The sequence below is a fragment of the Kocuria rosea genome (assembly GCF_006094695.1).
GTDB lineage: Bacteria > Actinomycetota > Actinomycetes > Actinomycetales > Micrococcaceae > Kocuria > Kocuria rosea.
The window spans coordinates 1134927-1157560 of record NZ_CP035103.1 but is presented as its reverse complement, the minus strand read 5'-3'; the positions used below and the strand labels follow the sequence as shown (position 1 = coordinate 1157560).

17 protein-coding genes and 1 pseudogene are annotated in these 22634 nt (G+C 75.6%); 8 read left to right on the top strand and 10 right to left on the bottom strand.

Going from position 1 to position 22634, the window contains the following annotated elements:
- The first annotated feature begins 26 nt into the window (after window positions 1-26).
- A pseudogene (putP, locus tag EQG70_RS05315) lies at window positions 27-1524 on the top strand (sodium/proline symporter PutP).
- A gap of 64 nt (window positions 1525-1588) precedes the next feature.
- On the opposite strand, the gene EQG70_RS05310 reads toward putP, so the two are convergent.
- The 5 genes from EQG70_RS05310 to EQG70_RS05290 all read right to left on the bottom strand — a co-directional run bounded on the left by EQG70_RS05310 (window position 1589) and on the right by EQG70_RS05290 (window position 9553).
- Entirely contained in the window at window positions 1589-2557 is a 969-nt protein-coding gene (locus EQG70_RS05310) for an L-lactate dehydrogenase (RefSeq protein WP_035924999.1), read from the bottom strand.
- Between the two features lie 104 nt (window positions 2558-2661).
- Entirely contained in the window at window positions 2662-4635 is a 1974-nt protein-coding gene (locus EQG70_RS05305; protein WP_167508859.1) for a penicillin-binding transpeptidase domain-containing protein, read from the bottom strand.
- A gap of 176 nt (window positions 4636-4811) precedes the next feature.
- Window positions 4812-5774: an HpcH/HpaI aldolase/citrate lyase family protein gene (locus EQG70_RS05300; RefSeq protein WP_017832466.1), complete on the bottom strand. Its 963-nt coding sequence runs from the start codon at window positions 5772-5774 to the stop codon at window positions 4812-4814.
- A 289-nt stretch (window positions 5775-6063) separates the two neighbouring features.
- Window positions 6064-8640, bottom strand: coding sequence for an ATP-dependent helicase HrpB (hrpB, locus tag EQG70_RS05295; protein ID WP_109268152.1), 2577 nt, complete (start codon window positions 8638-8640; stop codon window positions 6064-6066).
- Between the two features lie 103 nt (window positions 8641-8743).
- Window positions 8744-9553: an alpha/beta fold hydrolase gene (locus EQG70_RS05290; protein ID WP_017832468.1), complete on the bottom strand. Its 810-nt coding sequence runs from the start codon at window positions 9551-9553 to the stop codon at window positions 8744-8746.
- 122 nt (window positions 9554-9675) lie between these two features.
- Here EQG70_RS05290 and dhaK point away from each other — a divergent pair, with 122 nt between their 5' ends.
- The 6 genes from dhaK to EQG70_RS05260 all read left to right on the top strand — a co-directional run bounded on the left by dhaK (window position 9676) and on the right by EQG70_RS05260 (window position 17113).
- Complete coding sequence (gene dhaK / locus EQG70_RS05285; RefSeq protein WP_109268255.1) at window positions 9676-10677, top strand: dihydroxyacetone kinase subunit DhaK; 1002 nt, start codon at window positions 9676-9678, stop codon at window positions 10675-10677.
- A complete protein-coding gene (gene dhaL / locus EQG70_RS05280) occupies window positions 10677-11309 on the top strand; it encodes a dihydroxyacetone kinase subunit DhaL (RefSeq protein WP_109268153.1) in 633 nt (210 codons plus the stop codon). Before dhaK ends, dhaL begins: the two co-directional genes overlap by 1 nt.
- Window positions 11306-13783, top strand: a complete 2478-nt coding sequence (gene ptsP / locus EQG70_RS05275; protein WP_109268154.1) for a phosphoenolpyruvate--protein phosphotransferase — start codon at window positions 11306-11308, stop codon at window positions 13781-13783. The genes dhaL and ptsP overlap by 4 nt, the downstream gene beginning before the upstream one ends.
- A gap of 110 nt (window positions 13784-13893) precedes the next feature.
- Window positions 13894-14871 (top strand): 1,4-dihydroxy-2-naphthoyl-CoA synthase, encoded by a 978-nt coding sequence (locus EQG70_RS05270; protein WP_109268155.1) that lies wholly within the window; start codon window positions 13894-13896, stop codon window positions 14869-14871.
- Window positions 14872-14942: 71 nt separating this feature from the next.
- A complete protein-coding gene (locus tag EQG70_RS05265) occupies window positions 14943-16109 on the top strand; it encodes an AMP-binding protein (protein WP_109268156.1) in 1167 nt (388 codons plus the stop codon).
- Between the two features lie 122 nt (window positions 16110-16231).
- On the top strand, window positions 16232-17113 hold the full coding sequence (locus tag EQG70_RS05260) for a 1,4-dihydroxy-2-naphthoate polyprenyltransferase (RefSeq protein ID WP_017832474.1): 882 nt from the start codon (window positions 16232-16234) through the stop codon (window positions 17111-17113).
- A 30-nt stretch (window positions 17114-17143) separates the two neighbouring features.
- Here the strand turns inward: EQG70_RS05260 and EQG70_RS05255 are convergent, their stop codons facing one another.
- Complete coding sequence (locus EQG70_RS05255) at window positions 17144-17431, bottom strand: DUF4229 domain-containing protein (RefSeq protein ID WP_017832475.1); 288 nt, start codon at window positions 17429-17431, stop codon at window positions 17144-17146.
- A 110-nt stretch (window positions 17432-17541) separates the two neighbouring features.
- Here EQG70_RS05255 and EQG70_RS05250 point away from each other — a divergent pair, with 110 nt between their 5' ends.
- Window positions 17542-18015: a PLDc N-terminal domain-containing protein gene (locus tag EQG70_RS05250; RefSeq protein WP_017832476.1), complete on the top strand. Its 474-nt coding sequence runs from the start codon at window positions 17542-17544 to the stop codon at window positions 18013-18015.
- A gap of 228 nt (window positions 18016-18243) precedes the next feature.
- On the opposite strand, the gene ccsB is transcribed toward EQG70_RS05250, so the two are convergent.
- From ccsB to EQG70_RS05230, 4 genes are read right to left on the bottom strand one after another with little or no spacing between them, the layout of a single operon-like run.
- Entirely contained in the window at window positions 18244-19323 is a 1080-nt protein-coding gene (gene ccsB, locus EQG70_RS05245; protein WP_109268157.1) for a c-type cytochrome biogenesis protein CcsB, read from the bottom strand.
- Window positions 19324-19336: 13 nt separating this feature from the next.
- Window positions 19337-21175: a cytochrome c biogenesis protein ResB gene (gene resB, locus EQG70_RS05240; protein ID WP_109268158.1), complete on the bottom strand. Its 1839-nt coding sequence runs from the start codon at window positions 21173-21175 to the stop codon at window positions 19337-19339.
- Window positions 21176-21219: 44 nt separating this feature from the next.
- Window positions 21220-21981: a cytochrome c biogenesis CcdA family protein gene (locus tag EQG70_RS05235; protein ID WP_017832479.1), complete on the bottom strand. Its 762-nt coding sequence runs from the start codon at window positions 21979-21981 to the stop codon at window positions 21220-21222.
- Window positions 21978-22598 carry a TlpA family protein disulfide reductase gene (locus tag EQG70_RS05230; RefSeq protein WP_035925018.1) on the bottom strand — a complete coding sequence of 207 codons (621 nt, stop codon included), beginning with the start codon at window positions 22596-22598 and terminating at the stop codon, window positions 21978-21980. The genes EQG70_RS05235 and EQG70_RS05230 overlap by 4 nt, the downstream gene beginning before the upstream one ends.
- Between the last annotated feature and the right edge of the window lie 36 nt (window positions 22599-22634).

The following is a 22634-nucleotide window of genomic DNA, read 5'->3' as shown; positions in this document are numbered from 1 at the left end:
GGCCGGCTCCGGGCGGAAAGGACACCATGCCCCAAGAGATAGCCCAGACGATCGCGATCGTCATCTACTTCGCCGCCATGATCGGGATCGGCCTCTACGCCAACAGCAGGACGAAGAACCTCGACGACTACATGCTCGGCGGGCGCAACCTCAAGCCCGGGACCGCCGCCCTCAGCGCCGGTGCCTCCGACATGTCCGGCTGGCTGCTGCTCGGTCTGCCCGGCGCGGTGTTCCTCTCCGGTCTGGTCGAGGCGTGGATCGCCGTCGGCCTGATCGTCGGCGCGTGGGTCAACTGGAAGTTCATCGCGCCCCGGCTGCGCTCCTACACCGAGGTCTCGCACAACTCGATCACGATCCCGTCCTTCCTGGACAACCGGCTCAAGGGCGGCAGCAGGCTGCTGCGCATCGTCTCCGGGCTCATCATCCTGGTGTTCTTCACGTTCTACGTCTCCTCCGGCATGGTGGCCGGCGGGCTGTTCTTCCAGTCGTCCTTCGGCTCGACGTACCACGCCGGGCTGCTCCTCGTCGTCGGCGTCACCATCGCCTACACGCTCTTCGGCGGCTTCCTCGGTGCGACCTACACGGACGTGGCCCAGGGCCTCCTGATGTTCGCGGCCCTGCTCCTCGTCCCCGTCGTGGGCGTGATCAACGTGGGCGGCTTCGGCCAGATGGCGGAGAACATCCGCGCCGTCCAGCCCGACGCCCTCTCCATGGTGTCCGGGGCCACGGCCATCGGCGTCATCTCGGCCCTGGCGTGGGGCCTCGGCTACTTCGGCCAGCCGCACATCATCGTCCGCTTCATGGCCATGCGCTCCCCCGCCGACGCCAAGACCGGCCGCCGGATCGGCCTGACCTGGATGGTGCTCAGCGTCATCGGGGCGATCGCCACCGCCCTGGTCGGCGTCGCCTACTACGGCAACCGCCCGGACGAGAGCCCGACCGACCCGGAGTCCGTGTTCCTGGACCTCGCGCAGGTCTTCTTCCACCCCGTGATCGCCGGCTTCGTGCTGGCGGCCGTGCTCGCGGCGATCATGTCCACGGTCTCCTCCCAGCTCATCGTCTCCTCCTCCGCCCTGGTGGAGGACCTGTACAAGCTGACGGTCAAGGAGTCCCCCCTCCGAGCGCAAGCAGGTGTGGATGGGCCGCGCGGGCGTGGCCCTCGTCGCCCTCGTCGCCACGTTCCTGGCCTGGGAGCAGAACAACACGATCCTCGGCCTCGTGGCGTTCGCGTGGGCCGGCTTCGGCGCCTCGTTCGGCCCGATCGTGATCCTGTCCCTGTTCTGGCGCAAGCTCACGAACCTGGGCGCGATCACCGGAATGCTCCTGGGCGCGGTCACCGTGTTCGCGTGGACCGTGACCCCGTGGGCCGACCTCTACGAGATCATCCCCGGCTTCCTCGTGAGCCTCGTCTCCGCCGTGCTGGTCTCGAAGGCCACCTATCGGCGCGACGAGGAGATCGAGCGCGAGTTCGACGACGCCGTGCGCCTCGCCCACGCGGCGGAGGACGAGATGGCCGCCCGCTGACCTCTCGCACCGCTCCGCCGGGGCCCGTTCCGCACGCCGGAACGGGCCCCGGCGCCGTCCGGGGTCAGTACCCGATCGAGGCCAGGGTGGCCCGGATCGCCTCGGCGGAGCGGTGCAGCATGGCCAGCTCCTGCTCGTCCATGGGCACGGCCAGCCGCTCGACGACGCCTCGCCGCGCGACGATCGACGGCACGGACAGGGCGACCCCGCTGATCCCCCGGTAGTCGTCGAGGACCGTGGAGACGGGCAGCACGGCGTGCTCGTCCCGCAGCACGGCCTCCGCCACGCGCGCCCCGGCCAGGCCGATCGCGTAGTTGGTGGCGCCCTTGCCCTGGATCACCGTGTACGCCGCGTTGATCGTCCGGTGCGTGATCTCGTCCAGCCGCTCGTCGGTGAAGGGCCGCCGCCCCTCGACGGTCCAGTCCCGCAGCGGGATCTGCCCGATGTTCGCGTTCGACCACAGGGGGAACTCGGTGTCCCCGTGCTCGCCGACGATCGTCGCGTGCACGCTCGTGGTGGACACCCCGCCCTCCTCGGCCAGCAGCCACCGCAGCCGGGACGTGTCCAGCACGGTCCCGGAGGACATCACCCGCTCCGTGGGCAGGCCGGTGAGCTTCTGCGCGATGACCGTGAGCACGTCGCACGGATTGGTCACCAGCACGTACACGGCCTCGGGCGCCTGCTCCACCAGCCGCGGCATCAGCTGCTCGAGGATCGCGGCGTTGGCGCCCGCCAGCTCCATCCGGGTCTGGCCGGGCCGCTGCTTGGCCCCGGCGGTCACGAAGACGACGTCCGAGCCCGCCAGCACGGCGACGTCGTCGGAGCCGGTCACCCGGGAGCTGGGGGTGAACATGGCCCCGTGGGCGAGGTCCAGGCCCTCGGCGCGGACCCGGTCCCCGGCGAGGTCGTAGAGGGCCACCTCCTGGGCGACGCCCTTGATGAGGACCGCGTAGGCCAGGGACGAGCCGACGGAGCCGGCGCCGACCACGCCGATCTTGGTTCTCGCGGGAGTGGTGGGCACGGTCTCGGGCACGGGGAACTCCTCGGTGGTCCGGTGGTCCGCGGCTGCGGACGGTGTGCTCCCATCCTGGGCCAGCGGCGCGGGCCGCGGAAGGGCCCGGGCCACCGTGTCGCGGCTCAGCCGGCGGTGGACGCGGAGGCCGCGGCCAGGAAGTCCCGCATGATGGGTCCGCCGGTGACCGAGCCCAGGCCGCCGTCCTCCACGAAGACCGCCACGGCGAGGTCCTCGTGCTCGGCGATCACCCACGAGTGGGTCCGGGGCGGGTCCTCGTCGCCGAACTCGGCCGTGCCGGTCTTGCCGATCGCGGTGTCCGGCTCGAGCCCCTGCAGCACGCCCAGGTGCCCGGACGAGACGACGGCCCGCATCATGGTGCGCAGCTGCTCCGCCTCCTCAGCGGTCAGGGGCTCCTCCGGTCCGGGCCGGGTCGCGGCGTCCTCGTCGAGCAGTCCCTCGGTGCTGACCAGCCGGGGGGTGACGAGCTCTCCGGCGGCGACCGAGGCGGTGAGCCCGGCCATGCTCAGCGGGGACACGAGCGTGCGGCCCTGCCCGAACATCGCGGCGGCGTGCTGGGCCGGCGGCTCCTCCCGCGGGACCTCACCCCAGAACGCGGGCACGGACAGCTCCGCGGGCACCCCGATCCCGAGCGCGGCCGCGGCCTCGGCCAGCTCTGCCTGGTCGATACGGTCGTACTGGTCCACGAAGGTGGTGTTGCAGAAGTGGGCGAGCGCCTCGGTGAGGGTGATCGAGCCGGTGAACTCGGCCGGATAGGACTCGACGTTGTCGACCCGCACGCCCGCGGCGGTCGTGGACGGCGGGCACTGCACGACCGTCCCGGGGGTGTCGCCCTGCCGGAGCATCCCGAGGGCCGTGACCACCTTGAAGGTGGAGCCGGGCGCGTACCGGCCCAGCAGCGCGGTGGAGTAGCCCTCGGAGCCCGGCCCGTTGGCCGAGGCGACGAGCTCGCCCGTGGAGGGCCGGACGGCCACGACCGCCGAGGGGGACTCGATCCCGGCCAGCAGCTCACCGGCGGTGGCCTGGAGCCCGCGGTCCAGGGTCACCGCGACCGGCTCGCCGGCCTGCGCCGGGACCTCGAACAGCGGCTCGCCGGCCGCGGACTCGTCCCCGATCTCCTCGACGACGACGCCGGGCGTGCCGCGCAACCGGTCGTCGAAGCGCTCCTGCACTCCCCCGCGGCCGATCGCCGTCCCGGGGGCGAGCTCCCCGCCGGAGTCCGCCACGTCCTCGGCCGTCGCCTCGGCCACCCCGCCCAGCAGGTCGGCGGCGAAGCCGCGGGAGGGCGCCAGCGGCAGCTCGTCCTCGACCACGAGCAGGCCCGGGACCGCCTCCATCTCCGCCGCGTCCAGCTCCCGGAAGTCCTCCAGCCGCAGCGGGACGGCCTCGACGAACGCCTCGGGCCCGGCCTGTCCGACGGCCTCGGCGTAGGCGTCGGCGTCGATGTCCACGGCCTCGGCGAGCCGGCGGGCCGCCTCCTCGGGGTCCGCCCCGTCGAGCTGCGACCGGTCGATGCCCACCCGCCGGATCGGGCGCTCCGTCACCAGCGTCTCGCCGTCCGCCCCGAGGATGTCCCCGCGGTCCGCGGCCACCGTCCGGGCGCGCAGGGCCTCCCCCTCCGCCAGGCCCGGGTGCACCACGGCCGGGGACCACTCGGCGGACCAGTCCCCGGACCCGGTCCGGACCAGCGGGAGGACCGAGTCGTACGCCCAGTCCTGCGCCACGCCCGGGAGGTCCCACGACCAGGACAGGGTGGCCTCGCGGCGGTCCTCCTGCCCGGTGTCCTCGACCGCGGAGACCTCGACGGCCGGGGCGGCCTCCCCGAGCGGCGCGGTGATCCGCTCGTACTGCTCCTGGGCGGAGGGACCCTCGACGTCGCCGAAGGACAGCTCCTGGACGCTGCCCGCGCCCAGGGCCGCGGCCACCCGGTCGGCGGTCTCCCGCCCGCCGTCGGGGGCGAGCGCCGAGCAGCCGGTGGCGAGGAGGGCCGCGGAGAGGGCGACCGGGAGGGCCGCCCTCGGCCGCCGGGGGCGGGGCCGGGACGCCGGGGGCTGCGGGGCGGGGCGGGGAGTCTGCACGGTGTCGAATCTAGTCCGTCCCGCCCCGGACGGGACAGGCCGGGGCGGAGGGATCCGGACACGGAAGAACCGGTGGGCGCCGTGTCTGCACGGCACCCACCGGTCCGTCGGACGCGCGGGGAGGGGGTGCGCTCCCGCGCGGGGGCGGGGCCGGGTGCCGGCCCCTCACCACCGGATCAGCAGTGGTACGTGTCGGTCGGCGCCTCGAAGTGGACGTCGTAGCCCTCGGGGATGCTCAGGCCGAAGGCGCCGGCCAGGCCCAGGATCTTCTTGGCGCGGGCGAGGCGCGGCAGGTCGGAGCCGTTGCGGATCTCCCCGCCGTCGGCGTCGAACTCCTGGAGGAACTCGGTGGCCCAGGACAGCTCGGACAGGGACGGGCTCAGGCCCTCGTTGACCGTGGCGGTCTGCTCCGGCATCAGGCACAGCTTGCCCGTCATGCCGAACTCCAGGGTCACGGACGTGGCCTCGGCCAGCTTCGGCCCGAGCGCGCCGACGGCGGGCCCGTCGATGGGGCCGGGCAGGTTGGCCGCCCGGGAGGCGATCGTGAACTGCGAGCGCGTGTAGGCCAGCGTCATGGGGTTCTCCCCGAAGCCCGTGTCGCGCCGGAAGTCGCCCAGGCCGAAGCCGAGGCGGTACGTGGAGCGGGCACCGGCGATGGCCTGCAGGTGCTGCACGCCGCGGGCCGTCTCGACGAGCGCCACGATCCGCGTGTCCTTGAGCAGCTCCGCGGTGCGGGTGACGTGCTCCGGGGACTCGACCATGGCCAGCATGACGCCGTCCAGGCCGCGGACGCCGGCAAGGGCCCGGAGGTCCTCCTCCCACCACTGGGTGCCGAAGCCGTTGACCCGCACCCACGCGTGGTGCTGCTCGCCGTGCTCGTCCCGGGCGTCCAGCCAGCTGATGACGTTGCGGCGGGCGCGCTCCTTGTCCTTGGGCGCCACGGAGTCCTCGATGTCCAGGACGACGACGTCGGCCGCGCTCGCCCGGGCCGCCGCGAACCGCTCGGCCTGGGCACCGTTGACGAGCAGCCAGGAGCGGGCGAGCTCCGGGCCGACCGCGGGAGCGGCGACCTGGGGAACCAGCGGCAGGGACGAGGTGGTCGGGGTCGTCGGCGTGGTCTCGATCGAGGTGGCAGTCATGAGGGCGTACCCGTTCTCCGTGAGGTGCAGCGAGCTGCGGTGTGACAGATGTGCCGGGGCACCCGTGCTGGGAGGGCAGGTGCTGCCCGGCGGAACCGTGACCGGTGCCGGGCCCGCGGGAACGATCGCGTCGCGGGGGTCCGGCCGGTGCGTGCCCCGGACCGGGGATCGCGAGGTGGGCGAGCCGGTCCGTGCGCGCTGGATCAACGCGCTCGGCAGGTGCGGTGACTCCACCGTAACCCAGATCACACCGGGACGCCACCCGCCGTGCCCGGGCACGGGTCCGGGCTCAGGAGCGGCGCGCGGTGCGGGCGGTCGCGGGCGCGGTCCAGGGGTCCTCGGGCCAGGGGTGCCGGGGGTAGCGGCCGCGCATCTCGGCGCGCACCTGGGCGTAGGGGCCGGACCAGAAGGAGGCGAGGTCGTCGGTCACGGCCAGCGGCCGCCCCGCCGGGGAGAGCAGGTGGAAGAGGACCGGGACCCGGCCGCCGGCCACGGCCGGGGACGCCGCCCACCCGAAGCACTCCTGGAGCTTGACGCTGACCACGGGCCGGCCGGCGGGGTCGTCGGCGGCCGGGTAGTCGATCCGGGCCCGGGAGCCGCTGGCCACGGTCAGCCGCTCGGGCGCGAGCTCGTCGAGGCGGGCGGCCTCCGGCCACGGGAGCAGCCGCCGCAGGGGCGCGGCGAGGTCGACCCGGCGGCCGGCGGCGAGGGCGTCGAGCTCGGGGGCGAGCCACTCGTCGAGCCGGTCGAGCAGGGCGGCGTCGGACACGTCGGGCCACGGGTCCCCGAGCCGGTGGTGGAGCAGCGCGAGCCGGCGCCTCAGCCGGTCGGCGCCGTCCGACCAGCCGAGCAGGCCGAGGCCCTGCTCGGCCAGGGCGGCGCGCACCGCCTCGCGGGCCGCCGCCGGGGTGGGCCGCACCGGGGTCGAGGACAGCTCGATCGCCCCGAGGGCCCGGACCCGGCGGGCGCTCGCCCGCCCGTCCTCGAAGCGGGTGCGGACCTCGTCGGTGAGCAAGTGCTCGGCGCAGCGCTCGGCGAGGGGCCGGTCGAGCGCCGCCGCGGCGCGCACGACCGCCCCGGTCCCGGCGGCGGCCTGGCCGGACGCCCGGGTGACGTCCGCGACGGCGAGCCACTCGTGGCCCGCCAGGCCGCTCCCCGGGGCCAGTCCCGCACGGGTCCCGGAGGCGAGCAGGTAGGTCTCCCCCACCTTCCGGGCGACCCGCTCCGGCAGGGCCAGCGCCACGACGGCACCGGTCACGGAATCGGCCGGGACGTCCCCGGCCGCCCGCGGCGCGGGCGCTGCGGAGAACGCGGGGTCCGTGGCGATCCGCTCCAGCCGGCGGGCCTCGTCGGCCCAGCGGCGGGCCTCCGGGGCCCGCCCGGCGCGCAGCTCGGCGAGCAGGCGGGTCAGGTCCCCGCCGGGCGGACGGTGGTCGTCCGAGACCATCGCGACGACCTCGGCCGCCGGCCGGGCGCCCACCGCGCGGGCGCCGTCCAGCAGGCCGCGGGCCAGGCGCGGGTCCACGGGCACCGCCGCGAGCAGCCGACCGGTGGCGGTGGCCCGGCCGTCCTCGTCGAGCGCGCCGAGCCCGTGCAGCACGGTGACGGCGTCGGCCAGGGCCGGCGCGGGCAGGGGGTCCGGCAGGGGCAGGCCCCGTCCGCCGGGGGCGCCCCAGCAGGCGAGCAGCAGCGCGGCGCCCGTGAGGTCGGCGGCCGCGAGCTCGGGGGTGAGGTGGCGGGGCATCGCGGCCCAGGTCCGCTCGTCGTAGCAGCGCACGACCTCCCCGGGCCCGAGCCGGGCGGCACGGCCCGCCCGCTGCTCGGCCGAGGCCCGGGAGGCCGCCACCGTGACCAGGCCCGTCATGCCGCGGCCGGCGTCCCGCCGGGGCTCGCGGGAGAGCCCGGAGTCGACCACGAGGCGCACGCCCGGCACCGTCAGGGAGGACTCGGCCAGGGACGTGGAGACGACCACGCGGGGCGGGTCCCCGGGCCGGCGTCCCGAGGTCGCCCGGTCCTGCTCGGCGGCCCCGACCCGGCCGTGCAGCTCGAGCACCTCGGTCCCGCGGCAGGTCTCCCGCAGCCGCCGGGCGACCTGGTCGACCTCCCACGCCCCGGGGACGAACACGAGCGCGTCCGTGGCGCCGTCCCGGGCCAGGGCCCGCGCGTGGGCGTCGGCCGCGGTCCGGGCGACGTGGTCGAGGAACGGGCGGGTGACCCCGCGCTCGTCGGTGCGCCGCCCGGGGGCCGGGGCCCAACGGACCGTGAGCGGGTGGAGGGCGGCCGGGCAGTCGACCACGGGGGCCGGGGCGCCCTCGCCCAGCAGCCCGGCGAAGCGCGGGGCGTCGAGGGTCGCGGACATCGCGACGAGCACCAGGTCCTCGCGCAGCTGCCGGACCTCGGCCAGCATGCCGACGAGCAGGTCGGACTCGAGACCGCGCTCGTGGACCTCGTCGAGGACCACGGCGCCCACCCCGGGCAGCCCGGGGTCCTGCAGCAGCCGGCGCAGGAGCACGCCGGGCGTGACGAACTCGACGAGGGTGCCGGCCCCGGTGCGCCGGTCGCCGCGCACCGTGTGGCCCACGAGCTCGCCCACCCGGGTCCCGGTCAGGTGCGCCAGGCGCCGGGCCGCCGCGCGGGCGGCGACCCGGCGGGGCTGGGTGACGACCACCCGGCCGGGCCCGGGACCCGTGGCGCGCTCGTGCAGCAGGTCGGCGACCAGCGGGGGCACCAGGGTGGTCTTGCCGGTGCCGGGCGGGGCCTGCACCACGGCGACGCCGCCGGCGAGGGCCGCGCGGAGCTCGCCGAGCACCCCGGCGACCGGCAGGCCGGCGCCGATCCGGGCGAGGTCGAAGGGGACGGGGCTCATCGTCCCAGTCTCCCACCGCCGCGGGGGCCGGCCGCGGCGGACGGCGGCCGCCGCACCCGGCGCGCACCGTCCGGGGCGGCCGCGCCCCGGGCGGGGAGGGCGGTCAGGGCCCGGTGCGGGCCAGGAACCCGCGCAGCACCGCGGCGAACTTCTCCGGCTCCTGCGAGTGGACCCAGTGGCCGGCCTCGCGGATCGTCACCCGGTGCGCCCGGGGGAACAGCCGGCGCATGACCGGCGCGTGCTCGTCGCGGACGTAGTCCGAGCGCCCGCCGGCGACCCAGAGCACCGGCCCCTCGTACACGGCGTCCCCGGTGTCCGGGAAGCCGCCGATGGTGTCCAGGCTCGACCGCAGCAGCTCGAGGTTCGGCTCCCAGGAGAGGCCCTCCGGGCCCCTGCGCAGGTTCTGCAGCAGGAAGCTCCGGGTGGTGTCCCACGGGATGGGCCCCCGGAGGGCCTCGTCCGCGTCCGAGCGGCGCTCCACGGCCGTGAGGTCCACGGCCGCGAGGCTGTCCAGCAGGTGGGCGAACTCGCCCTCGCCGCCCCCGGCCCGGGCGGGGGCGATGTCCACCACGACGAGCCGGGAGACGAGCTCCGGGTGCCGCAGCGCCAGCACCATCGCCACCTTGCCGCCGAGGGAGTGCCCGACGACGGCGACCGGCCCCGCCGCGGCGAAGTCGTCGCGCAGGGTCTCGGCCACGGAGTCCGCCATCTGCTCGTAGTCCACCCGGTCCGTCCACGCGGACCCGCCGTGGTTGGGCAGGTCCACGAGCAGGCTCCGGAAGTCCGGCTGGAGGTCCTTGGCGATCCGGGTGAAGTTCTTGCCCCGGCCGAACAGACCGTGCAGGAAGACGACGCGGTCGCCGTCGTCCCCGACAGCTGTGGTGTGCAGGGTGCTCGTCCGGATCTCAGCCATCCTCCGAGCTTAGGGTCTCGGCCGCCGGGGGACGGCGCTCTCGTCGCGCGCCGAGGACTCAATGCCCCACAGTCGTCCGGAACTGTTGTCACGACCACCGGCGGAGTGGTCGGATGGGGCACATGAAGAAGCTCATCAACGACCCGGCCGACGTCGTCCGGGAGGCCCTGCTCGGCATGCAGGCGGCGCACGGGGACCGCCTGCGCGTCGACCACTCCAACCGCGTCGTCTTCCGCGCCGACGCGCCCCGGCGCGGCAAGGTGGGCCTGGTGTCCGGCGGCGGCTCCGGACACGAGCCGATGCACGGCGGGTTCGTGGGCCCGGGGATGCTGGACGCGGCCTGCGCCGGCGAGGTGTTCACCTCCCCGGTGCCGGACCAGATGCTCGCCGCGACCCTCGGCGTCGACGGCGGCGCCGGCGTCCTGCACATCGTGAAGAACTACACCGGCGACGTCATGAACTTCGAGATGGCCGCCGAGCTCGCCGCCGAGAACGGTGTCGAGGTGGTCTCGGTCGTCACCGACGACGACGTCGCCGTGCAGGACAGCCTGTACACCGCCGGACGTCGCGGCGTGGGGGTCACCGTGCTGCTGGAGAAGATCGCCGGTGCGGCCGCCGAGGAGGGCCGTCCGCTCGCCGAGGTCGCCGACATCGCGCGGCGGGTCGACGAGCAGGGGCGCAGCATGGGCATGGCGCTCACCTCGTGCACGGTCCCGGCCGCGGGCAGGCCGACGTTCGAGCTCGGCGAGAACGAGATCGAGGTCGGCATCGGCATCCACGGCGAGCCCGGACGCGAACGGCGGCCGATCGCTCCCGCGCGGGAGATCGCGGCCATGCTCGTCGAGCCGGTCCTGGCCGACCTGCCCGCGGCCGACGGCGCCCCGGTGATCGCGTTCCTCAACGGCATGGGCGGCACGCCGCTGATCGAGCTGTACATCATGTACTCCGAGGTGCAGCAGCTGCTGCAGAAGGCCGGCATCCCGGTCGCCCGCAGCTTGGTCGGCAACTACATCACCTCGCTGGACATGGCCGGCTGCTCCGTGACCCTGCTGCGCGCGGACGACGAGGTCGTCCGCCTGTGGGACGCGCCGGTCAACACCCCCGGCCTGCGCTGGGGCACGTGATGCCGGAGGTCACCGCCGAGGGTCTCGACCGCTGGCTGCGGAGGTTCGCGGAGGTCGTCCACGACCACGCCGCCGAGCTCACGGAGCTCGACTCCGCCATCGGCGACGCCGACCACGGGAGCAACATGGACCGTGGCATGCGGGCGGTCGTCGGCGCGCTGGACGCGGGCGGTGCCGGGGACGCCGGCGCGATGCTGAAGAAGGCCGGCATGACCCTGGTCAGCACCGTCGGCGGGGCCAGCGGCCCGCTGTACGGCACGTTCTTCCTGCGGGTCGGCGGCGGGCTGGCCGATGGGCAGGCCGTCGACGCCGCCGCGCTGGGCGGGGCGCTGCGGGCCGGGCTGGAGGGCGTGGTCGCCCGGGGCAAGGCCCAGCAGGGCGACAAGACGATGGTGGACGCCCTGGTCCCGGCGATCGACGCGTACGACGCGGCGGTGGCCGGGGGCGCCGGCACCGCCGACGCGCTGTCCGCCTCGGCCGACGCGGCCGAGGCGGGCTGCGCCGCGACGATCCCGCTCGTGGCCCGCAAGGGCCGGGCCAGCTACCTGGGCCAGCGCAGCGCCGGGCACCAGGACCCGGGCGCCACCAGCACGGCGCTGCTGCTGCGGTCCGCCGCCGACAGCCTGCCGTGATCGGCATCGTCGTCGTCTCGCACAGCCGCGCGCTGGCCGAGGCGGCCGTCGAGCTGGCCTGCGAGATGGTCGCGGAGCGCCCGCCGATCGCCGTGGCGGCGGGTGCCGGCGCCGGGTTCGGCACGGACGCCGTCGCGGTCGCCGACGCCATCACCGCCGTCGACTCACCGGACGGCGTGCTGGTGCTCCTCGACCTCGGCAGCGCCGTGCTCAGCGCGGAGATGGCGCGGGAGCTCGTGCCGCCCGACGTCGCCGAGCGGGTGCGCCTGTCGCCCGCTCCGCTCGTCGAGGGGCTGGTCGCCGCCGTGGTGACGGCCGCGACCGGCGCGCCGCTGGACGCGGTGCTCGAGGAGGCCGGCCGCGGACTGGCCGCCAAGCTGGATCACCTGGGGGAGGCGGCGGACCCGTCGGCGGCGGGCACGACGGCGCCGCCCGCGGCACCCGAGGTCGTCGCCGAGCTGCCCGTGGACACCCCGCACGGCCTGCACGCGCGCCCGGCCGCCCGGCTGGTCGGGCTCGTGCGGGCCGCCGACGCGGCCGCCGTGGTCACGAACCTGCGCACGGGCCGCGGTCCGGTCGACGCCCGCAGCCTCTCCGGGCTCGTGACGCTCGCCGTCCGGCAGGGCGACCGGCTGCGCTTCGAGGCGTCCGGACCCGGCGCCGAGTCGTTGACCGAGGCGGTGCGGGCGCTGGCCGCGGACTCCTGGGGCGACCGGCCCTCCGACCAGGCGCCCCCGGCGGCCCCCGGGTCGGCCGGTCCGACGGTCGTGCCCGTGCCGCCCGCCGCCGGACCGGGCGGCGACGTCGCCCTCGGCCCGGCGGTGGTGCGGGGCGGCGCGATCGACCTCTCCGGCTACCGGCCGGGCGGGCCTGCCGAGGAGCAGCGGCGCTCGGACGCGGCCGTCGCCCGCGCACTCGCCGAGCTGGCCGCACTGCGCCGTTCCGCCACCGGGGGCCCCGGCCCGGTGGGCGCCGTCCTCGAGGCCCACGAGGCCCTGCTCGTCGACCCCGGCCTGATCGAGGCGGTCTCCGCCGGCATCGCCGCCGGCGCGCCCGCGCCCACGGCGTGGGAGGACCGGCTCTCCGCGCTGGGCGGAGAGCTCGAGGCGATGGACGACCCCTACCTGCGGGCGCGCGCCGAGGACGTCCGCAGCGTGCGGCAGCGGATGCTCGCCGCACTGGCCGGAGCCGGCGCGCCCGAGGACGCCGTCCCGGCCGAGGGTCCGCCCGCGGTCCTCGTCGTGCGGGAGCTCGACGCCGCAACAGCGGCGACGCTGGACCCGCACCGGGTCGCGGGCGTGGTCACGCTGGCGGGCGGGGACACCGGCCACGGCGTCCTCGTCGCCCGCTCGCGCGGCATCCCGGTGTACCACGACGCCGGGCCGGCCGCGGCCGCTGTGGCACCCGGCACCGTCGTCGGCTTCGACGCGCGGGCCCGGCGGTTCGTCGTCGACCCCGACGAGAGCACCCGGCGCTCCCTCCGCGAGCTGTCGGCCGCCCGGGCCGTCGAGGCCGAGCGCGTCCTGGCCACCGCCCGCGAACCGGGCGCGACGGCGGACGGCCACCCGGTGCCGGTGCTCGCCAACGTCACGACGCCCGCCGACGCCGGCCGGGCCGTCGCGTTCGGCGCGCAGGGGTGCGGGCTGCTGCGCACCGAGGTCCTGTTCGGCCACCTGGACGACGTCCCGTCGGTCGAGGCGCAGGCGGCCGCGTTCGCCGGGATCGCCGAGGCTTTCGCCGGGCGGCCGGTGACCGTCCGCACCTGGGACGTCGGCGGCGACAAGCCGCTGTCCTTCCTGCCGGCGCCCGACGAGGCGAACCCGTTCCTCGGCGAGCGCGGGCTCCGGCTCATGCGGCGGGCACCGGAGGTGCTCCGCGACCAGCTGACCGCGATCTGTCTGGTGGCCCGGGACCACCCGGTGCACGTCATGTTCCCCATGGTCAGCACCGCCGAGGAGGTGGCGTGGGCGCTGGAGCGGCTCGACGAGGCCTCCTCGGCGATCGGCGGCCGCCCGGCGGGCATGAGGGTCGGCGTCATGATCGAGGTCCCGGCCGCGGCCCTGGCCGTCCGCCGCGTGGCGCAGGGGCTCGACTTCGTGAGCATCGGCACCAACGACCTCGCGCAGTACACGATGGCCGCCGAGCGGGGCAACACCGCGGTCTCGGCGCTGGCGGACGCCCGGCAGCCCGCCGTGCTCGACCTGGTGTCCCGGGTGTGCGCCGAGGTGCCCGAGGGCACGCACGTCGCGGTGTGCGGCGACCTCGCCGGTGACCCGGCCGCGGCGGTGGTGCTCGCCGGGCTGGGCGTCGAGGAGCTCAGCGTGGTGCCCACCCGGGTGGCCCTCGTCAAGGCGCGCCTGCGGGACGTGACGCTGGCCGGTGCGCAGGACCTCGCGCGGCGGGCCCTGGCGTGCGGGTCCGCCGCGGAGGTGCGGGCGCTGCTGGCGGGCGCCGCTGGCGCGATCCCGGCCTGACGGCCGGTGGCTGTCGTGGGGCGTTCTCCTCCCGCCCTCCACCGCACCGTCGCTGACGGTCCGGGGGGCGGTCTCGAGGCCGGCGGAGAAGTCCCCGTAGACTCGGACCCGTGACCGACGCGACCCCGACCCCCGCCAGCAACCACCTCCCCGAGCAGGTCTCGGAGCTCTTCGACCCCGTGCAGTGGCGGACGGTCGAGGGCTTCCAGGACCTGCAGGACCTCACCTACCACCGCGGTGTGGAGCGGGACGCGGACGGCGCGGTGCTCCGGGACCTGCCGTGGGTGCGGATCGCCTTCGACCGCCCGGAGGTGCGCAACGCCTTCCGGCCGGGCACCGTCGACGAGCTCTACCGCGCGCTCGACCACGCGCGGATGAGCTCGGACGTGGGCGCCGTGGTCCTCACCGGCAACGGGCCCTCCGCCAAGGACGGCGGCTGGGCGTTCTGCTCCGGCGGGGACCAGCGCATCCGCGGCCGCGACGGCTACCGCTACGCCGGGGGCGAGACCGCCGAGAGCATCGACCCGGCCCGCGCCGGGCGGCTGCACATCCTCGAGGTGCAGCGCCTGATCCGCACCATGCCCAAGGTGGTCATCGCCGCCGTCCCCGGGTGGGCCGCGGGCGGCGGGCACTCCCTGCACGTGGTCTGCGACCTCACGATCGCGTCCCGGGAGCACGGGCGGTTCAAGCAGACGGACGCCACCGTCGGCTCCTTCGACGCCGGCTACGGCTCCGCGCTGCTCGCCCGGCAGGTGGGGCAGAAGGCGGCCCGCGAGATCTTCTTCCTCGCCCGGGGGTACGACGCGCAGCGGATGCTCGAGATGGGCGCGGTCAACGAGGTCGTCCCGCACGCGGAGCTGGAGGACGCGGCGATCGCCGCCGCCCGGGACGTGGCGGCCCAGTCCCCGCAGGCGATCCGGATGCTGAAGTTCGCCTTCAACCTGCCCGACGACGGGATGGTCGGCCAGCAGGTCTTCGCCGGCGAGGCGACCCGCATGGCGTACATGACCGACGAGGCCGTCGAGGGCCGGGACGCGTTCCTGGGCAAGCGCGACCCGGACTGGTCCGGCTTCCCCTACTACTTCTAGGCCGGCTGCCGCCGGTGCACGACCCGTCCCCGGGTCGGGAGCCGACCGGCGGCGCGAGGAGGAGACCCGCGATGGCCGAACTGATCGTCCCCGGCGACGCCGTGGTCCTCGACGGGCCCGTGCCCGGCGACCCCCTGCGGCTGCTGTCCCCGCTGACCCGCGCGCTGGGCCGGGAGGGCAACGCCGTCGTCGTGCGGACCTCCGGCTCCACGGGCCGGGCCAAGCGCACGGTCCTCACCCGGGACGCGCTCGCGGCGTCCTCGATGGCCACCGCGGTGCGCACCGGCGGGGTGGGCCAGTGGCTGCTCGCGCTGCCCGTCCACTACGTGGCCGGGCTCCAGGTGCTCGTGCGCTCCCTCTACGCCGGGACGGACCCCGTGGTCCTCGACCCCGCGGCCCGCTTCACCCCCGAGGCCTTCGCGGCGGCGGCCGAGGAGCTGGAGGACCCCGTGCGCTTCACCTCGCTCGTGCCCACCCAGCTGCAGCGGATCCTGGAACCGGCGTCCGGGGTGCGCAACGGGGACGCGGTCTCCGCGCTGAAGAGCTTCTCCGCGGTCCTGCTCGGCGGCTCGGCCGCTCCCCCGCGGCTGCTGGCGGCCGCCCGGGCCGCCGACGTCCGGGTGGTCGTCACCTACGGGATGTCGGAGACGTGCGGGGGCTGCGTCTACGACGGCGTGCCCCTGGACGGCGTCTCCGTGCACGTGGGGACGGAGGGGGCCGAGGACGACGCCCCGCGACCCGGGGTCACCGGCGGGTCCGGGCCGGGCCGGATCTGGCTCGGCGGGGACGTCGTCGCCGCCGGCTACGCCGGGGACCCGGAGCAGACCGCACGGCACTTCCGGGAGGCCGCCGGGACCCGCTGGTACCGCACGGACGACCTCGGCGAGATCTCCGCCGACGGCGTGCTCACGGTGCACGGGCGGGTCGACGACGTGGTGAACACCGGCGGGGTCAAGGTCGCCGCGGGGCTCGTGAGCGCCGCGCTCACGGAGCACCCGGGGGTGCGCCAGGCCCTGGTGCTCGGCGTGCCCGACCCCGAGTGGGGGCAGGCGGTCGGGGCGGCGGTCGTCGCGGTCCCCGGCGCGGACCGCCGGCGGCTGCGCGCCGAGCTCGAGGAGTCGGTGCGCGCCCGGCACGGCGCCGCCGCGGTGCCCCGGCGCTGGGCCTGGCCGGACGAGCTGCCCCTGCTGCCCACCGGGAAGCCGGACCGCGCCGCCGTGGGCCGTCTGCTGGGCTGAGCCCCCGCCCGAGCCGGGTCCGGGGCCGGGCCGTGACACAATGGTTCGCGGCCACGGACCCCCACCGCGGCCCGCATCCCGCACCCCGCACCCGCGCGGGTCGTTCCCGACGGAGGTAGCCCGTGGCCACGCCAGCACAGTGGATCGAGGGGGCCCGGCTCCGGACGCTGCCGATGGCCCTCGCCCCCGTGGTGGCCGGCTCCGCCGCGGCCCAGGCCCTGCACTCGTTCGACCCCGTCCGCGCGCTGCTCGCGCTGCTGGTCGCCCTCCTCCTGCAGATCGGCGTGAACTACGCCAACGACTACTCCGACGGCATCCGGGGCACCGACGACGACCGTGTGGGCCCCCTGCGCCTCACGGGTTCCGGGGCCGCCGCGCCGGGGCAGGTGCGGGCGGCGGCGCTGCTGTGCTTCGGCCTCGCCGCGCTCGCCGGCGCGGCCCTGGTGGTGCTGAGCCGTCAGTGGTGGTTCATCCCCGTGGGCCTCTCTGCCGTGCTCGCCGCGTGGGGGTACACCGGCGGGCGCAGCCCGTACGGGTACCGCGGGCTCGGGGACGTGTTCGTGTTCGTGTACTTCGGGCTCGTGGCCGTGCTCGGCACCACGCTCACCCAGGCGGGCACCCTCAACCTCGAGGCCTTCGTCGCGGCCCTGTCCACCGGTCTGATCGCCACCGCCCTGCTGATGGCCAACAACATCCGGGACCTGCCCGGGGACCGGGAGGTCGGCAAGCGGACCCTGGCCGTGCGGCTGGGCGACCCGCTGGCGCGGGTGGTGTTCACCGCGGAGATCGCCGTGGCGTTCGCGCTCGTGCTGTTCCTGGTGCCCGACAACCCGTGGATGCTGCTCGTGCTGCTGCTCCTGCCCCTGGCGTGGGCGCCCGTGGCCACGGTGCTGCGGGTGCAGGACCGGCGCCAGCTCATCCCCGTGCTCCGGCAGTGCGGGGTGCTCAACGTGGGCTGGGCCGTGCTCTTCCTGCTGGCGGTGCTGCTGCGGCAGTGGTGGTGAGCACCCGGTGAGGAGGTGACGGCGGGCGGCTCAGACCTCGCGGCCGTCCTCGCGCAGCCGCCGGTCCACGTAGGCGTCCTCGACCTCCTGGTCCTCGAGCGCCACCCGGTTGCGGGGCTTCGGCGCCCGCGCGAACCACCGGTGGAACTCCTCCCCCGCGGCGCTGTGCAGGCGCGGGAAGAACAGGTAGGAGACCGCGAAGGAGATGACCACCGCGGCGACCCCGGACAGGACCAGCCCCACGCCCAGCCACATGCTGAGCAGGAAGGCCAGCACGAGCAGCGCGAACCGGAGCAGGGAGTACTTCAGGAAATTCACGCGCCCAGTCTAGCCGGAGCTCCTGACAGGTTCCCCGGGCCGGCGGAGCGGCGGACAGGGCCTCCGGAGCGCTGAGCTGGCGTCCAGGCAACTCCCCTACGATTGTCGGCATGGGCAGAGCCATCCTCATCATCGGCGCGGCCGCTTTGGCGGTGGGCGTGATCGTCTACTCCCTCATCGAGTGCGCCCGGACCGACAGCACCGACATGCGCGGTCTCCGCAAGGGAGGCTGGATCGCGGTGATCCTCCTCCTCCCCCTCCTCGGCGCCCTCCTGTGGCTGTTCCTCGGGCGGCCCAAGGGCACCGCGGAGTCCTCGCGTCCCGCGCGCGGCAGGGGGCCCGACGACGACCCCCAGTTCCTGCGCAACCTCGAGGAGCGCCGCCGGCAGCAGGAGAAGGCCGAGAAGCTCCGGCAGTGGGAGGAGGAGCTGCGACGCAACGGCGGACCGGGAGCGTCCGGCGGCACCGGGCCGGACGGGGCTCCCGGCGAGCGCCCCGACGACGGGCCCTCCGGCGGCTCGTCCGCCGGCCGCAGCGACGGACCGACGGACGGCTCCCCCGGCAGCCGGCCCCCGCGCGGCTGATCCGCCCGGCAGGACTGCCCGGCAGGACCGCCCGGCAGGACCGCACGGCGGGACCACCCGGCAGGGCCCCACGGCAGGACCGCTCAGAGCGGGACCACGCGCCGGAGCCGCCCCGCCGCGGACCCGACCGGGCCGGACGCCCCGGCCACGACCGCCCCGACCACGACGAACGGCCCGCACCTGCCGGTGCGGGCCGTTCCGGTGTCGTCGCCCGGCGGGGCGGCCGGGTCAGACCCCGGAGTAGGAGTGCAGGCCGGGGAAGACGGTGTTGACCACGGTGAAGTTGAAGATCACGCAGAGGTAGCCGACGATCGACAGCCAGGCCGACCGGTTGCCGGTCCAGCCCCGGGTGGCTCGGGCGTGCATGTAGGCGGCGTAGACCACCCAGATCACGAAGGTCCAGACCTCCTTGGTGTCCCAGCCCCAGTAGCGGCCCCAGGCCTGCTCCGCCCAGATGGCGCCGGCGGCGAGGGTGAAGGTCCAGAACGCGAACCCGACCGCGTTGAGCCGGAAGGACAGGTTCTCGAGCGCCTGGGAGGACGGGACCATCGCCAGGAACTCCACGCCGGGCCGCTCGCCGGACAGGATGATCTGCTCCCGCCGGGCCTGCAGCAGCTGCAGGACGGCCATGGCGAACGTGATGGTGAAGATCCCGGAGGCGGCCACGGCGATGGACACGTGGATCACCAGCCACCAGGACTGCAGGGCGGGCTGCAGCGGTCCCACCGGGGTGGGGAAGCCGATGGTGGCCGCGCAGAGCATGATCACCACGAGCCCGGAGACCAGGGAGCCCACGAAGCGCAGGTCCCGGGCCAGCAGGGCCAGCAGGAACACGCCCGCGACGACCAGGGCGCCCGTGGTGCAGAACTCGTACATGTTGCCCCACGGCACCCGCCCGGCCGCGAAGGCCCGGCTGAGCACGGCGGCGGCGTGCACGGCGAAGCCCAGGACCATGACGGCCACGGCCACGCGGGCGGCGGGCCGGCGCTCGCCGGTGTAGCGCATCTCCTCGTCCGCCACGTGGCCGGACAGGGCGGAGCGCGCGCTCGTGCGGTAGCCGCGCCCGCGGTGGCCCGCGCCGTGGCCGGCCCGGGAGTCCGCGGGCTCGGCGGCGTCCCCCGAGGTCGCCGCGGAGGCTCCCGCGGCGGCGCCCACGAGCTCGCGCTCGCCGCTGCCCTCGGCCCCGCGCAGGGTCTTGGAGTGGGACGCCACGTCCCACGCGAAGGCCACGAAGGCGACCAGGTAGGTCATGGCCGCCAGGAGCATGAAGAGCTCGCTCCAGGCGCCCAGTGTCTCGTTGACGGTCATGCCGCCCATCCTCTCACTCGTGGTCCGGCCGGGCGTCCGGCACGGAGTCCGTCCGGCCGTCCGGCCGGCCGGCGGCGTGCCCGGTGCTCCCGGCCGTCGCCGCGGTCGCTGCTGCTGTCGCTGGTGCCGGCGTCGGCGTGGTCGCCGTCCCGGACGTGGTCGTGGTCGTGGTGTCGTTGTCCCGCACGCCGGCGTCCTGCCACTGCTCGGTCCAGAGCCGGTCCAGCCGCTCGGCCTCCGCGGCGAGCCGGGGGTCCTCGCCGCGGGCCAGCAGCCCGTACTCCAGCACCGTGCAGGGCCGTCCGTCCGCGTCGACGCCCTCCGCCGCGCGCACCCAGACGCGGCGGCGGGCGATGAACAGGGACATGAGCAGGCCGGCGAAGGCCGCGACGAAGGAGACGAAGGCGCCCGTCTTGCCGGGGTCGTAGTGGACGTCCAGACCCACGTAGCGCTTGACGTCCAGGAACTCCACGGTGCCCTTGCCGTCGGGCAGCTCGTGCACGGGGTTCGCGGCGTCGAGCGTGATGGCGCCGTTCTCGTTGGTCATGGCGTTGAGCTCGGTGAGCGGCTCGACGTCGAGCACGTACACGTTCTGCGGTTCGCCGCTGTCCAGGCCGAGGTCCCCGTGGTACGCGGAGAGGATCAGCCGGGGATTGGCGAGGCCGGGGTCCACGGAGCGGGGCATCTCGCCCTCGCCGCCCACGGCGGTGGGCAGCAGCAGCCCCACGAGGCCGAGCTGGTCGGGACGGGCGTCCGGGACCTTGAGCACGAGCGAGGACGTGTAGACGCCGTCGGAGGGGATGGTCACGACCGGCCCCTCGAAGGCGACGTCCCCGTTGCCGTCGGTCACCCGCACCACCGGGGCGTAGCCGTTGCCCACGAGGTAGCTCTTCACGCCGTTCACGTTGAGCGGCTGGTTCACCTTCAGGACCTCCTGCCGCGGCTCGGCGCCGGGCTCGTCCTGCACGGTGACCTCCGCGGTGAAGTCGAGCGGCGCCCCGTAGCTGCGCGGGTTCGTGGTGTCCCGGTTGAACACGGCCTCGAAGCTGTCCAGCCGCACCGAGAAGGGGTCGAGCCAGTCGGCGTCGTAGTTGGGGCCGGGGGTGAAGGAGTCGTAGCCGATGAGGGTGTTGACGAAGGACTCGCCCTCCACGACCACCCGCTGGCCCTTGTAGCCGAAGAGGGAGCCGACGGCCACGGACACCAGCACGCCCAGCAGGGCCAGGTGGAAGACGATGTTGCCGACCTCCTTCCACATGCCGCGCTCGGCGGCCACCGACGGGGCGGCCGTGCCGGCGTCCCGGACCGCCACCCGGTAGCCGCGCTTCTTCAGCAGCCGGGCGGCGTCGGCCACGACGTCGTCCGGGGCCGGCGCCCCGGCCCCGTCACGGCCGCCCAGGGCCAGGGAGCGGTGCTCCGGCAGCCGCTCGAGCCGGCGCGGGGTGCGCGGGGGCTCGGCCCGCCACGCCCGCCAGTGCTTGGCCGCGCGCGGCAGGACGCACCCCACGAGGGAGACGAACAGCAGGATGTAGATCGCGGAGAACCACGCCGACGAGAAGACGTCGAACAGCTGCACCCGGTCCAGCCACTCCCCCAGGACGGGGTTGTTGTCGATGTAGTCCTGGACCGCCGCCGGGTCCTGGATCCGCTGCGGGAAGATCGATCCCGGCACCGCGGCGACCGCCAGGAGCAGCAGCAGGAACAGGGCGGTGTTCATCTTGGTCAGCTGCGTCCAGGCCCACCGGGCCATGCCGAGGGGCCCCAGGGCGGGGAGCTCGACGTCCGGGGTGCGCTGTCCGGACGGGTCCGGGGACGCGGGGCCCGACGACGACGGGGGCGCTGCGGTGCTCATGGCGGCCTTTCTGCTGTCGGTGCGGGCTCGCGGGTCGGAGGTGCTCAGATCGGCATCACCCAGTCGGTGACGAGCTCGGCCTGCACCCAGGAGACGAACGCGGTCCACGCGCCCGTCATCATGAGCAGGCCGACGAGCACGAGCAGGCCGCCGCCGGCGCGCTGGATGCCGAGGCGGTGCCGGCGGAAGAAGCCCATGGCGCCCATGCCCCGGCGCAGGGCGAGGGCGAGCAGCAGGAACGGCACGCCCAGGCCCAGGCAGTAGGCGACCGTGAGGACGGCCGCCTTGCCGGTCGAGGCGCCGTCCACGTAGACGAGCGCCTGCACGGCCGCGAAGGTGGGGCCGATGCAGGGGGCCCAGCCGAGGCCGAACGTCACGCCGAGCAACGGGGCGCCCCAGAGCCCGGGCGGTGGGCGGTGCTCGATCTTGCGGTCCCGCTGGAAGAAGGACACCCCGCCGAGGAACACGACGCCCATGAGCACCACGAGCCCGCCGAGGACCACGGTGATCCAGTTCTGGCCCAGGAACCAGGCGTAGGCGCCCAGCTGGGCCAGCAGCACGGACATCAGCAGGAACACGGCGGAGAAGCCGAGGACGAACAGCGTGATCCCCGCGAGCACGCGGCCGCGCCGCTGCTCCTGCAGGTCCGCGCCGGTCAGGCCGGTGACGTAGCCGAGGTAGCCGGGCACGAGGGGCAGCACGCACGGGGAGGCGAAGGAGACGAGGCCGGCGAGCAGCGCCACGGGCAGCGCGACGAGGAGGGAGCCGTCGAGGACGATCTCGGCGAAGGGGTTGCCAGCCGTCATGCCGCTTCGGCCACCGTGTCCTCGAGGAGGGTCTCGAGCACGGAGCGGTCCGCGATGCCGAGGATGCGGGCGGCCACCCGCCCCTGGGCGTCGAGCACGAGCGTGGTCGGCACGGCCTGCGGCGGCACGTACGCGCTCAGCGCCATGAGCACGCCCCCGTCCTTGTCCGCGACGGAGGGGTACGGGATCTCGAAGGTGCGCTCGAACGCCTCGGCGGTGGCCCGCTCGTCGCGCAGGTTCACACCGTAGAAGGCGGCCTGCCCCTCGAACCGCTCGGCGAGCTCGCGGAGGTCGGGGGCCTCCACGCGGCACGGGGCGCAGCCCGCGTACCAGAAGTTCAGCAGCGCGGGCCGCCCGCGCAGGTCCTCGGCGGCGAGGGGCGTGCCGTCGAACAGCGTGCCGGCGAACTGCACCGGCTCCCCGCGCTCGGCGGCCGGGTACTCGGAGACCGTGCCGTCCCCGGCGATGTAGCCCTTCTGGTCCCCCGAGTTCGCCTGCTGGGCGAGGGAGTCCTCCTCCGTGCACCCGGCGAGGGCGAGTCCGAGGACGCCGAGGCCCGCGAGCGAGAGCACGCGGCGGCGGGACGGACGGGGGGCGGGCGAGGGGCGGGAGGTCACGGACGGATCACCTGGTGCTCTGGACGGGACGGGGAG